Raw genomic sequence first — 12,951 nt, 5'->3', positions numbered from 1 at the left:
CAGCCGGTTCACCACGATCCGGAGGGCCCGCACCCGGCCGGGTTTGCATCGATCACGGCCGCGGTTACGCCGGGGGGAACGGGAGTGAGGCATGACGGCAGAACTCGAAAACAAAGTCGCGATCATCACGGGCGCGTGCGGTGGCATCGGACTCGAGACGTCGCGAGTGCTGGCGTGCGCGGGCGCACGAGTCGTTTTTGGCGGACCTGCCCGAGACGGACCTCGCCGGTGCGGCTGCCTCCGTCGGTCGGGGAGCCGTCCACCATGTCGTCGACCTCACCAACGAGGTATCGGTGCGGGCCCTGATCGACTTCACGATCGACACATTCGGTCGGCTCGACATCGTGGACAACAACGCCGCGCATTCCGACCCCGCAGACATGCTGGTCTCCCAGATGACTGTCGATGTTTGGGACGACACCTTCACCGTCAACGCGCGCGGGACGATGCTCATGTGCAAGTACGCGATTCCCCGGCTCATCAGTGCCGGCGGCGGCGCGATCGTCAATATCTCTTCCGCAACCGCACACGCCGCCTACGACATGTCAACCGCGTACGCCTGCACAAAGGCCGCGATCGAAACGCTCACCCGGTACGTGGCAACGCAATACGGGCGTCACGGCGTGCGGTGCAACGCGATCGCCCCCGGCCTGGTCCGTACCCCGCGGCTCGAGGTCGGGCTGCCCCAGCCGATCGTCGATATTTTTGCCACTCACCACCTTGCCGGTCGCATCGGCGAACCACATGAAATCGCCGAGCTCGTCTGCTTCCTGGCCTCGGACCGAGCCGCCTTCATCACCGGACAGGTGATCGCGGCTGACAGTGGCCTGCTCGCGCATTTGCCCGGCCTGCCGCAAATCCGAGCGTCAGTCGCGGAACTTCAGAGTCAACCGTCGTAGCGGCGAAAAGTCGCTTGGCCCCAGCAGCGGGCCACCGCCGGGCCACTGTCGGCGGCTGGCAGTGGAGTGCCCGCCGGGCATAGTGACCACCGTCATATTCGATGCTGCCGTAACCACCCCAACCTGCGGCGATGACCCCACCGCGGCGACGGTGTCCGAGCACACCCGTTCCGAACGGAACTGACTGCGGCCCAGCTACGACTTGTAGTCTGACAGGGAGAAATGTGCTGATCTGAGGAGGGCCGTGGCGGCTCCGATTACGGGAGACCTCGATCTTGGCTCCGCGCGGCGTATCCAGCTCGATGTTTCGGGTATGTCATGCGCGGCGTGCGCGAGCCGCGTCGAAACGAAACTCAACAAAGTCCCCGGCGTACGCGCCTCGGTGAACTTCGCCACCCGGGTGGCCACCATCGACGCCGTCGACGTCGCCGCCGATGAGCTCTGCGAGCTGGTCGAGAAGGCGGGCTACCAGGCTGTTCCGCACGCCGAGTCGGCCGCCGACGACCGCGATCCAGATGCTGAGCACGCTCGCACACTGCTGCGCCGGCTACTGGTGGCGGCGGTGCTGTTCGTGCCGCTGGCCGATCTGTCGACCATGTTCGCCCTGGTGCCCAGCACCAGGTTCCCCGGCTGGGGATACCTCTTGACCGCCCTGGCCGCCCCGATCGTGACCTGGGCCGCCTGGCCCTTCCACTCGGTGGCGATCCGCAACGCCCGCCATCGCACCGCATCCATGGAAACGCTGATCTCGGTGGGCATCACGGCCGCTACCGTCTGGTCGCTATCCACAGTCTTCGTTGACCGGCAACCACGCCAGAGCCGGGGGATCTGGCAGGCGATACTCAACAGCGACTCGATCTATCTCGAGGTCGCCGCCGGCGTGACGGTTTTCGTACTTGCCGGCCGCTACTTCGAAGCACGCGCCAAGTCCAAGGCCGGCGGCGCACTGCGCGCCCTGGCGGCGTTAGGCGCCAAGGACGTCACGGTTTTGCTGCCCGACGGCGCCGAGCTGGTGATACCGGCCGCCGAACTCAAAAAGCGGCAGCGATTTGTGACCCGTCCCGGGCAGACCATCGCCGCCGACGGCGTCGTGATCGACGGCACCGCGGCAATCGACATGGGCGCGATGACCGGTGAGTCCAAACCGGTGCGCGCCACTGCGGACGCGCCCGTCATCGGCGGCACCATCGTCCTGGACGGGCGTCTGGTCATCGAGGCCACCGCGGTGGGCGCCGACACCCAATTCGCGGCCATGGTTCGCCTCGTCGAGGAGGCACAAGCTCAGAAGGCGCGCGCACAGCGCCTGGCGGATCGGATCTCCGCGGTGTTCGTGCCGGTCGTCTTTGCGATCGCCGGACTCGCCGGCGTGGCCTGGCTGCTCAGTGGCGCCGGCGCCGACCGGGCCTTCTCGGTAACGCTGGGTGTGCTGGTGATTGCCTGCCCCTGCGCGCTCGGACTGGCCACCCCGACGGCAATGATGGTCGCCTCCGGACGCGGGGCGCAGTTGGGGATTTTCATCAAGGGCTATCAGGCGCTGGAAACCATTCACGGTATCGACGCCGTGGTATTCGACAAGACGGGCACGCTGACGGCGGGGAAGCTGACCGTCAACACGGTGACCACCACCGGCGGGCGGGTGCGCGAGGAAGTTCTGGCTCTTGCATCCGCGGTCGAGGCAGCTTCTGAGCACGCTGTCGCGACAGCGATCGTCGCGGCCTCACCACATCCGGCACCGGTCACCGACTTTGTCGCGGTGGCCGGCTGCGGCGTGTCGAGGATCGTCGACGGCCACCGCATCGAGGTCGGTAAGCCGTCCTGGATTACCCGCAACACAGCAGCCGACGAGGTACTGGACACCGCTCGTGCGCAAGGCGAATCTCGCGGCGAGACAATAGTCTTCGTATCGGTGGACGGTGAGGTCTGCGCCGCTGTAACGATTTCCGACACGGTCAAGGACTCCGCGGCCGACGCGATCGCCGCACTGCGCAGCCGGGGCTTGCGAACCATCTTGCTCACCGGCGACAATCAGGCCGTGGCCGATTCGGTGGCCACCCAGCTGGGCATCGATACCGCCATCGCCGATGTACTTCCGGACGGCAAAGTCAACGTGATTCGACAGCTCCGCGACCAAGGCCATACGGTCGCGATGGTCGGGGACGGGATCAATGACGGTCCCGCCCTGGTATCTGCCGACCTGGGATTGGCGATCGGTCGCGGCACCGACGTTGCGATCGGGGCGGCCGACATCATCCTGGTGCGCGACGATCTGCACATCGTTGGGCAGGCGCTCGATCTGGCGCGAGCCACGATGCGCACGATCCGAACGAACATGATCTGGGCGTTCGGCTACAACGTCGCCGCGATTCCGATCGCTGCCGCTGGCCTGCTCAACCCGCTCATCGCCGGCGCCGCGATGGCGTTCTCGTCGTTCTTCGTAGTGTCAAATAGCCTGCGGCTACGCAACTTTGGACCACCTACCGCGCGCATTGTCGCGTCCAATGGAGAAATAGATGACTGAACAAACATTCGCCGTTACCGGTCTGCGTTGCGAGGGATGCGTGGAGACCATCACCAACGCCTTGAGCGCGCTGCCGTCGGTCCGGACCGTCGAAGTAGAGCTGGACGCCGCCGGCGCGTCGGCGGTGCGAGTTTGCACCGACACCGAGCTCACCCGCGAACAGGTCCAGGCAACGCTGGCCGACAACGGCGATTTCGCCGTGGTCGGCTAGTGATCCGTCCCCGCCTTCACTCCCGCATCCGCGCCAATTCGCGCAGCATCGCGTTGTAGGCCTCCAGGTCGTCGTCCGCGTAGCTGCTGTCGGCATGGCGATCCTGGCGGGCAGCCACCTGACGGTCCTGGCGCGCCCACTGGGCCACCAACGCCACGATCACGATGATGATCGGTAGCTCAGTTGCGCCCCAGGCGATTCCACCACCAAGGTGTTGATCGGATTCGATGCTGGCCAGCCAGGGCAGAATGACCGAACGGTAGAACGTATCGCCGATCGCCGAATTCATTGTCATCAGCGCGATGCCGAAGAACGCGTGAAACGGCATCACCGCAAAGAGCAGCCCGATACGTCCGGGATAGGGGAGCCGCCGGGGCCCCGGGTCGATACCGATGATGGCCCAGTAGAAGAGGTACCCGACGATCAGAAAGTGCACGGCCATGAACTCGTGGCCCCAGTGATACCGGACGAGGGTATCGAAAAGCGGCGTGAAATAGACGATGTACGGCGAGGCCACAAAGAGGATGAGCGCGATGATCGGGTGTGAGAAGAAGGCCGTCACCCGCGAATGCAGCAGCCATGTCAGCCATTCGCGGGGCCCGGGCGGCTGTCCCTCACCGGCGGCGGGCAATGCCCGTAGCGCCAGCGTGACGGGCCCACCCAGCACCAGCAGCACGGGAATGAACATGTTCAGCGTCATGTGTTCGGCCATATGGACGCTGAACATCGCCGACCCGTAGGTCCGCACGCCCGAGCTACTCGTGATCACCAATACGGCACAACCGATCAGCCAGGACACCAGCCTGCTGACGGGCCAAGCATGGCCCCACCTACGCAGCCGGACGAAGCCGGCCACATATCCGGCGGCCAGCACCACCCCGGCAACCCCGACCAAACTGTCGAACCGCCACAGGGTGATCAACCTGCCCACATCGGGCGGTTGCGGCAGTTCATATCCCAAAAAGACGTCCCACGCAGTGAATTGATGGGCAACGAACCGTGGCGCGGTCTGAACGGCCATCGCGCCGATCGCCGCCAGCACCGCCATCATCGCCAGTGGGGCCGCGGTGGCGCCGCGCGTCGATCGTGGCGGCCGGACGAAGAGCTGCCAGCAGTCGAACACCCACACCAGCACCAGCAAGAGCCCGGCCAGTAGACCGATTCGGGCGAACTCGGAACCGAAGTCCCAGCCGGGAACGAACAGGTAGAGCAGCACCGCACCGTAGGACACCGCAAGCGCACCGCAAGCCACCTGCATCAGTTGGACGGCGCGGGTCGGCGTCGCCCCGGTCAGCGCCGTCGCGGCCTTCAGACCGGTCAACGTGGCAGCCGCCAACGCAAAGACGATCGCCGCGCTGGTCGCAAAGTCGTGGTCGGGCCCCTGTCCCGCATTGCCGGTCACGGCCGTCGCGATCACCGCAATCACGGTGGGGATGAGCAGCACGACATGAGCGACCCAACGGGTGTTGAGGCGCAACGCCACCGCGACCACCAGGGCACAAATGGTGACGACAATCCAGGCGCGCGCGATCTCCGAGGTTGCGATGGCGTCGCGCACCGCCCCGCTGGCCAGCAGCCTGATCGGCGACACTCCGGAGTCGTGGGCGCCCTGGACCACCACCATCGACGCAGCCAGAACCAGCCACGCAACTGAAACCCGTTCTGTTACAAGGTGAATTCGGAATGCACCCGCATCGATCAGGCCGTCGTGCTCGGGCCGCGACATCATGACGACATAGATCAAACCGCCAAGACAGACAGCGCCGGACAAAGACGCGAGAAAGTAGCCGGTCGGCTCGGCGGCACTCAGAAACCAACCGGGGTAGGGATTGCCCACCGTGGCATAGCGCCGCACGCCGGAAACCACCCCGTAGCTCGCCAGTACTGCCGAGATGGCGAGCAGGCCCAGCAGTAGCCAGACCGACGTCAGCGAGCCGGACCGGGACGGCGGCGCAGCAGAAGACGCAACCACACCAGGCCCGTCAGTATCCATCCCTCGAGCTTACGACTGGATGTCGTAGCACACAGGTTTGGCCGGGAACCTCGGATCGGCCGGTAGCGACCTATAGAGCATGGACCGCATATCCTGCGGTGGCCATCGCCGCCGAGCCCGAGAGCGACACCGTGACCGCCCCACACCCCGGCAAGTGAGTCCACATGATCAATGACCTGCTGATTCGTTGGCTGGCCACCGGACTGTTCGTGTTCAGCGGTGCCGACTATGCCCTTTCAGCCCTTTCAGCGTTTCCGGCGCTTCCGGCGCTTCCGGCGCTTTCGACATTTTCAGCCCTTCCAGCCTCTTCAGCCTTCTCCGGAGCCCCGACGGTCACCCAACAGCGGGCGTGGACCTCGGTCGTCAGCAATGGGTTGCACTTGGTGATGGCGATTGCGATGGTCGTAATGCTCTGGCCCGTGGGAGCGGCGTTGCCGACGACCGGTCCCGCGGTGTTCTTTCTGCTGGCAGCCGGCTGGTTCGCCACGCTCACCGCGCTTCGGGCCAAGACCATCACCGCGCTCGTGGGATGCAGCTACCACGCATTGATGATGCTGGCCATGGCCTGGATGTACGTCGCGATGAGCGACCAGCTCCTGGCCTGCCCGGCCGCGCATCAAACGATGGCGCCCGGCACCTCGATGCCCGGTATGCACATGTCGGGGACCGACATGGCCGCCGGTGCCACCGCGCCGGGCTGGGTCAGCGCCGTCAATTGGTTTTGGTTGTTGGCGTTTGCCATCGCCGCGATCATTTGGGCGGTCATGTCGGTGCGTGCGCGGCCACGCGCCGGGACGGAGTCCTGGCGCAGCTGCCTGACCCACGCCGGACGGGCGATGATGGCGGCGGGAATGGCGATCACTTTCGCCGCCATGGTGTTCGGCATCTAGGACCGCCCCGACGGCCGGCCAGCGAACGCCTCGAACTATCCAGCCCGCTCGCCCTCTCGGGCAGCCCGCAACAGATCGTCGCGGGCCCGTGCCACGCGAGAGCGGATGGTGCCGATGGGCGAACCACAAATCTGCGCCGCTTCGGCGTATGAGAGGCCCAAGACCTGCGTAAAGATCAGTGCTTCGCGGCGCTTCTCGTCAAGCCCGTCGAGCAGGAGCCGAATCTCAACGATGTCCTCGAACCGGCTGCCGCGACGAGCTTGCCCAAGCGCTTCGCCGAGGTCGGCGACATACGCCGGGCGGGGCCGGCGCGTCTTGTAGCGGATCTGATCGACAACCACGCGACGGGCGATCGAAAACAGCCAAGTGCGGGCGTTAGACCGACCGGCGAAGCGCGGCAGGGCACCGATCGCCCGCAGAAACGTTTCTTGCGTCAGGTCATCGGCGCAGGCCGGATCGCTGAGATAGGCGACCAGCCGCCACACATCGCGCTGTGTGGCCTCGATGAATTCCGCAAGCGCGGCCCGATCACCACGTCCGGCGGCCATGGCCAGGACAGTGATTTGCTCATCAGCGCCGCCGGTGACCACGATCGTTGAGCGTAGGCCATAGATTCGCGCAACGGCCAGGGAACTCCTGGGCTAGCGACAACGACCTGTGTGGGGAGAAGCTTGCATCGGCAAGCCACAGATCAGCAGGAGGTCAAGCCCCACGATGTCAACGACGATCGTGACGACCGACAAGCACTTGGAGCGCGACCAACAGGTCCAGCGGTTCCAACTCGGGATCACCGGCATGTCCTGCTTCGCATGCGCCCGCAAGGTCCAGTCGACGCTCAACAAGGTGCCGGGGGTTCGGGCATCGGTGAACTTCGGTACCCGCACGGCGACCGTGGAGGCCGGCGAGGACGTCGACGCCGCTGCGCTGTGCGAGGTGATCCAGCAGGCCGGTTACCAGGCCGAGGTGCAGCCGGACGACGGTCAGGGCGCGGGCGATCCCGATGCTGAGCATGCTCGCCACCTGCTGATCCGGCTAGCCGTCGCGGCCGTGCTGTTCGTGCCGCTGGCCGATCTCTCGGTGATGTTCGCGGTGGTGCCCAGCACTCGTTTCACCGGCTGGGAGTGGGTGCTCACAGCGCTGGCTCTGCCGGTCGTGACATGGGCGGCGTGGCCGTTTCACCGCATCGCGCTACGCAACGCGCGCCACCACGGCGCGTCCATGGAGACGCTGATCTCGGTGGGCATCACCGCCGCCACGATCTGGTCGCTGTACACCGTGTTCGGTAGCCACCAGCTCGCCGACCGCAAGGGCATCTGGCAGGCGCTGTTGGGCAGCGACGCCATCTATTTTGAGGTCGCCGCGGGCGTCACGGTGTTCGTGCTGGCCGGAAGGTATTTCGAGGCCCGCGCCAAGTCGAAGGCGGGCAGCGCGCTGCGGGCGTTGGCGGCGCTAAGCGCCAAGGAGGTTGCCGTCCTGCAGCCGGATGGGTCAGAGCTGGTGGTCCCCGCCGACGAACTCCAAGAGCAGGATCGCTTCGTGGTGCGCCCCGGACAGACCATCGCCGCCGACGGCCTCGTCCTGGACGGTTCGGCCGCGGTCGACATGAGCACGATGACCGGCGAGGCCAAACCCACCCGGGTGCGTCCCGGCGGCCAGGTCATCGGCGGCACCGTGGTGCTTGACGGCCGGTTGATCGTGGAGGCCGCGGCGGTGGGCGCCGACACCCGATTCGCCGGAATGGTCCGGCTGGTCGAGCAGGCGCAAGCGCAAAAGGCCAACGCACAGCGCCTGGCCGATCAGATCGCCTCGGTGTTCGTTCCGTGCGTGTTTGTCATCGCCGCACTGACCGCGGCCGGGTGGCTACTGGCCGGCGGTTCACCCGACCGCGCCTTTTCCGCCGCCATTGCCGTCCTGGTCATCGCCTGCCCGTGCGCCCTGGGCCTGGCGACGCCGACGGCGATGATGGTCGCCTCTGGCCGCGGTGCCCAACTCGGCATCTTCCTGAAGGGCTATCAATCCCTGGAAGCCACCCGATCCATCGACACCGTCGTCTTCGACAAGACCGGAACACTGACCTCGGGGCAGCTCAAAGTCAGTGCGGTGGTGGCCGCACCGGGCTGGGACGCAGACGAGGTGCTCGCCATCGCCGCCACGGTGGAGGCGGCGTCCGAGCACTCGGTGGCCCTGGCAATCGCCGCGGCGACCACCCAGCACGACACCGTCACCGAATTCCGCGCCATACCCGGGCGCGGCGTCAGCGGTACCGTGTCCGGGCGCTCGGTGCGGGTGGGTAAGCCGTCCTGGATCGGTTCCTCCTCGAGTGACACGGCCTTGCGCGCCGCTCGGCGCAACGCCGAGTCCCTGGGTGAGACGGCTGTATTCGTCGAGATCGACGGTGCACCGTGCGGGGTCATCGCGGTGGCCGACGCCGTCAAGGACTCGGCGGCCGATGCGGTAGCCGCGCTGCGCGAACGCGGGCTCCGGACCATGCTTTTGACCGGTGACAACCCGGCATCGGCGGCCGCCGTGGCCGACCGGGTCGGCATCGACGAGGTGATCGCCAACATTCTGCCCGAAGGCAAAGTCGACGTAATCGAACAACTGCGTGACCGCGGCCATGTCGTCGCCATGGTCGGTGACGGCATCAACGACGGTCCCGCACTGGCCAGCGCCGATCTGGGAATGGCCATGGGGCGTGGCACCGACGTTGCGATCGGCGCCGCTGACATCATCCTGGTTCGCGACAACCTCGACGTCGTGCCCCTGGCGCTCGGCCTTGCCGCCGCGACCATGCGCACCGTCAAACTCAACCTGGCCTGGGCATTCGGCTACAACATCGCGGCCATCCCCATCGCCGCGGCCGGTGTGCTCAACCCAGTTGTCGCCGGCGCCGCGATGGCGTTCTCATCGTTCTTTGTCGTCTCAAACAGCCTGCAGCTGCGTAACTTCGGTGCCGCCACCAGCCAGACGACAACGTCCACAACCGAACCCGGCGCCACCGAGTGATCCTGCGCCGCAGCGCCTGATCAGGCCGCCGATCCGTCGGTGGGCCACAGGTGGCCGTGGCGACGTCCGCGAGATGCGTTCTGCGGCAGAACGATATCGGGCTCGTCTGCCAACACGTCCGGCGCCGGCCGAGGAGCACCGCGGCTTCGCCACACCATGATTGCCAGGACGGTGCCCAACAGCACCGGCAGATGGGTCAGGACCCGCGAAGTCGTCACGGCACCGGACAGCGCATCCACAACCACATAGACGCTCAAAACCGCCACGAAGACCATCAGCACACCGGCGAGTCCCTCGGCGGCGCCCGGCCATATCGCCGCGACCACCATGGCCACACCCAGCGCGATCGTCCACGCCGTGGACTCGTTGAGCAGATGGTTGCCCGACCCGATCACATAGTGGTGGCCCAGGCCGAGGCTGAAGCCCAGTCCTTGCACGATTCCCACGGCGACCTGCGCGATCCCCACGCACAACAGTGCCCAGCGCTGCCAGCTCATTCGTTTGCGTTCCCGCGGCTGCGGCGTCGGCCGAATCCCGGCCAGATCAACCGCCCCGATGACCGGCCGGGATTCGATCAGGCGCTGCAGACGGCTAGCTTGGCCGGCCACCTGTTCGAACCAGAGACCACAGGCACCGCACTCATCCAGGTGCTCGTCGACTCTCGCCGAGGGCACCGGTTCTCGCTCGCCGTCGAGTCGGGCCGACAACGCTTCGCGCGCCACCTCGCAATCCATGACCTAATAGTCGCGTATTGCCGACGAATTGTTCCAGGGTGTTCGTTTCGCGGCGGCTCGGCGCGAACTTGCGCTGCCGAGTCAGCCGAATTCGACCAGCGTCACCGGGGCCCGCAACCGGCCCAACCCGGGCAGCCGGTACGCCACCGGAAGTGCCCAGCGCAAGAACCTTCCGCGGCCCGCCGGCGCCGGCAACTCACGGACCGCGCGAACACCGGGGATGGCGCGCAGTTCGTCATAGTGGTCGGCGGTGAACCAAAACGGCATCGGGGGCGCCGTGTAGTGCTCACTGAGCTTGAACCCGCGCCGGCGCGAATACACGCTCAACAGCCAAGGGATGCTGTCGAAAACCAGCTGGCCATGGGGAAATCGTTTGGCGCAGGCCGCGATCAGCTCGAACACCACATCACGGCGCAGGTACTGGAACAGCCCCTCGGCGGTGATCAGCACGCCGTTGGTGTCGTCCACCTGCTCCATCCACGAGTAGTCGAACGCGGACTGAGCGCAGTAGCGAAGTCGGTCGCAGGCGGGAAGCAGCTGCTCACGCAGCCGCACGATCGGCGCCAGGTCTACCGAAAGCCAGTTCAGCTCACCATTGTCGAGACGCCAGAAACTGGTCTGCAGCCCCTCCGCCAGTGCGACCACGGTGGCGCCGGGGCGGGTCCGCAGAAAATCCCGGGTGCTGTTGTCAAATGCCAAGGCACGCAGGGCGGTAGCTTGGTGAGTACGGCCGAAGTGGTGGTAGGGGTAGTCGATGTCATTGCGCAGGGCGATGGCCATCGGGTCGTCGATGATGGCATCGGGCCGGGCGGCCTCGGTCGCGCGCTGATGCAGGGTCAGCAACGCAGTTTCGGATATGCCGTCGAGATGACGGGCGTCAATGACTGGCATGGCTGCATAATATAGGGCACCAAGGTGCGGCAGCGCCCTCCCCGCAACGGGTGACGACGGGTGACGACGGCTGATTCCGAACCCGCTGCCGACCAGATGGATTCACCTGACCTCGCGAAATGACCGGCTTGCCCCGCCCAACCAGGGTGCGCCGCGCTCCTCCGGCAAGACCTGCCCAACCCGGATTCAGAACCACGGCCGCCACGGTGGGAACTTTTTGCTCACTCGCCCCGACTAACCCTGGTAAAGCCAACCAGCGTCAGCCCGCCCACGGCGCGCGCACCACGCTTACGCAGGAGAGGGTAAGCCCTGACCGCCCCGATATGGATGGCCATACCTCCCGAGGTGCACTCGGCCCTGTTGAGCGCGGGCCAAGGCCCGGGACCGCTGCTTGCTGCCGCCGCACAGTGGCAAGAGCTGAGCGCGCAATACAGCGCTGCCGTTGTCGAGTTGACCCAGCTACTGGCCGAGGTTCAAGCCACCAGTTGGCAGGGATACGCCGCCCACCAGTGGTTGGCCGCGCATGGCCCCTACCTGATCTGGCTGGAGCAGGCCGCGATCGATAGCTCGGTAACCGCCGCGCAGCACAGGATCGCGGCCGCCGGCTACAGCAGCGCCGTAGCCGCCATGCCCACGCTCGCAGAGCTGGCCGCTAACCACGCCATCCACGGCGTGCTGGTGGTGACCAACTTCTTCGGCATCAACGCCATCCCCATCGCGCTCAACGAGGCCGACTACGTCCGCATGTGGGTTCAAGCCGCCGAGACCATGACCACCTATCAGGCAGTCAGTGAGGTCGCGGCCGCGGCGGTACCACCCACGCCACCGGCGCCGTCCATCCTGCGGCCCGGCGGCGAGAGCCAGGCCGCCGCGTCGGGCATCGGGAGTTGGATCGGTCAGCTGTTGAGGGACATCCTGAGTTTCCTTGCCGATCCGTACAAGTATTTCCTGGAGTTTTTCCAGCGGATGGGCTTCAGCCCGGCGGTCGCGGTCATCCTCGCCATCATCGCTTTGCAGCTATACGACTTTCTTTGGTACCCGTACTACGCCTCGTACGGGTTGCTACTGCTTCCCTTCTTCACTCCCGCGCTCAGCGCGTTGAGCGCCTTGAGCGCGCTGGCCTACCTGGCGAACAGAACGCCGATAACGGCACCCGTTGCCGCTCCCGCGGAGCGCAGTGTGGCCGACCTGGCCGGCCCGCAACCGGTCGTTGGTCTGACGCCGGCGGCGTCGGCGTTCGCCCCGCCAAGCCCACAAGCCACCAGCCCCGCACCCAGCGCCCCCTCCCCCGCCCCCACCGGCAGCCCGCCCAGTTCACCCGCGATCAGCTACGCGGTGTTGGGCCCCGCACCCCCGGGGGTGAGCTCGGGCCCCGGGGCCACCAGCGGCGCGGCCGCCACCGCCACCGACACCACCCGCGCCGCCGCTCCAGCCGCGCTGAGCAGCAGCCGAGCCAGTCGCAGAAAGCGCAGCAAGAACAGGGTGGGGGTGCGCGGCTACCGCGACGAATTCCTGCAAGAACCGGCCACCATGGATTCGCCCATCGATGCTCCCGGCACCGCCGAGCCCGCCCCCAGCCCGAGCAGCCAGGGCGCCGGTCCGCTCGGCCTTACCGGCACCGCGGCATCGCACGACGGTGCCGCCGCGGGAATGGTCCGGCTGTCGTCGCACGGCACCAGCACTGCTGTCCCGTTGCTGCCCGCCACCTGGACCAACGACTCCGAAGGAAGACCGGAAGGCGAATAGGGGGAACTTTTCATCACCGCATCCGACTCCTCCTGTAGCCGCACTCATCGCAGCGCCCAATCA

General features: G+C 66.5%; 10 protein-coding genes. 6 read left to right on the top strand and 4 right to left on the bottom strand.

Features of this window, described 5'->3' with window-relative positions; translation table 11 throughout:
• Nucleotides 1–197 precede the first annotated feature (197 nt).
• The 3 genes from MMSP_RS04590 (at nt 198) to MMSP_RS04580 (ending at nt 3,628) form a co-directional block, all read left to right on the top strand.
• Nucleotides 198–899 (top strand): SDR family NAD(P)-dependent oxidoreductase, encoded by a 702-nt coding sequence (locus MMSP_RS04590; protein ID WP_020785670.1) that lies wholly within the window; start codon nt 198–200, stop codon nt 897–899.
• A 244-nt stretch (nt 900–1,143) separates the two neighbouring features.
• Complete coding sequence (locus tag MMSP_RS04585; RefSeq protein ID WP_020785668.1) at nt 1,144–3,417, top strand: cation-translocating P-type ATPase; 2,274 nt, start codon at nt 1,144–1,146, stop codon at nt 3,415–3,417.
• Complete coding sequence (locus MMSP_RS04580; RefSeq protein WP_012392261.1) at nt 3,410–3,628, top strand: heavy-metal-associated domain-containing protein; 219 nt, start codon at nt 3,410–3,412, stop codon at nt 3,626–3,628. The genes MMSP_RS04585 and MMSP_RS04580 overlap by 8 nt, the downstream gene beginning before the upstream one ends.
• 16 nt (nt 3,629–3,644) lie before the next feature.
• On the opposite strand, the gene MMSP_RS04575 is transcribed toward MMSP_RS04580, so the two are convergent.
• On the bottom strand, nt 3,645–5,621 hold the full coding sequence (locus MMSP_RS04575) for a cytochrome c oxidase assembly protein (RefSeq protein ID WP_036426174.1): 1,977 nt from the start codon (nt 5,619–5,621) through the stop codon (nt 3,645–3,647).
• A 164-nt stretch (nt 5,622–5,785) separates the two neighbouring features.
• On the opposite strand from MMSP_RS04575, the gene MMSP_RS04570 reads away from it, so the two are divergent.
• A complete protein-coding gene (locus MMSP_RS04570; protein ID WP_020785666.1) occupies nt 5,786–6,511 on the top strand; it encodes a DUF5134 domain-containing protein in 726 nt (241 codons plus the stop codon).
• Between the two features lie 35 nt (nt 6,512–6,546).
• Here MMSP_RS04570 and sigC read toward each other — a convergent pair whose 3' ends face one another.
• Nucleotides 6,547–7,101 (bottom strand): RNA polymerase sigma factor SigC, encoded by a 555-nt coding sequence (sigC, locus tag MMSP_RS04565; RefSeq protein WP_011742342.1) that lies wholly within the window; start codon nt 7,099–7,101, stop codon nt 6,547–6,549.
• A gap of 124 nt (nt 7,102–7,225) precedes the next feature.
• Between sigC and MMSP_RS04560 the strand changes: the two genes are divergently transcribed.
• Entirely contained in the window at nt 7,226–9,517 is a 2,292-nt protein-coding gene (locus MMSP_RS04560) for a cation-translocating P-type ATPase (RefSeq protein WP_020785665.1), read from the top strand.
• Between the two features lie 20 nt (nt 9,518–9,537).
• Here the strand turns inward: MMSP_RS04560 and MMSP_RS04555 are convergent, their stop codons facing one another.
• Together MMSP_RS04555 and MMSP_RS04550 are read right to left on the bottom strand one after the other, a co-directional pair.
• Nucleotides 9,538–10,251, bottom strand: coding sequence for a zf-HC2 domain-containing protein (locus MMSP_RS04555; RefSeq protein WP_036426171.1), 714 nt, complete (start codon nt 10,249–10,251; stop codon nt 9,538–9,540).
• A gap of 81 nt (nt 10,252–10,332) precedes the next feature.
• A complete protein-coding gene (locus MMSP_RS04550) occupies nt 10,333–11,142 on the bottom strand; it encodes a class I SAM-dependent methyltransferase (RefSeq protein ID WP_015354066.1) in 810 nt (269 codons plus the stop codon).
• 327 nt (nt 11,143–11,469) lie between these two features.
• Here MMSP_RS04550 and MMSP_RS04545 point away from each other — a divergent pair, with 327 nt between their 5' ends.
• A complete protein-coding gene (locus MMSP_RS04545; protein WP_020785663.1) occupies nt 11,470–12,888 on the top strand; it encodes a PPE family protein in 1,419 nt (472 codons plus the stop codon).
• Nucleotides 12,889–12,951: the final 63 nt, after the last annotated feature.

Origin of the sequence: Mycobacterium sp. 012931 (assembly GCF_000419295.1) — a bacterium.
Classification (GTDB): Bacteria; Actinomycetota; Actinomycetes; order Mycobacteriales; family Mycobacteriaceae; genus Mycobacterium; species Mycobacterium marinum.
Note: the sequence above shows the minus strand (reverse complement) of the source record. Positions and strands in the feature narration are given on the sequence as shown.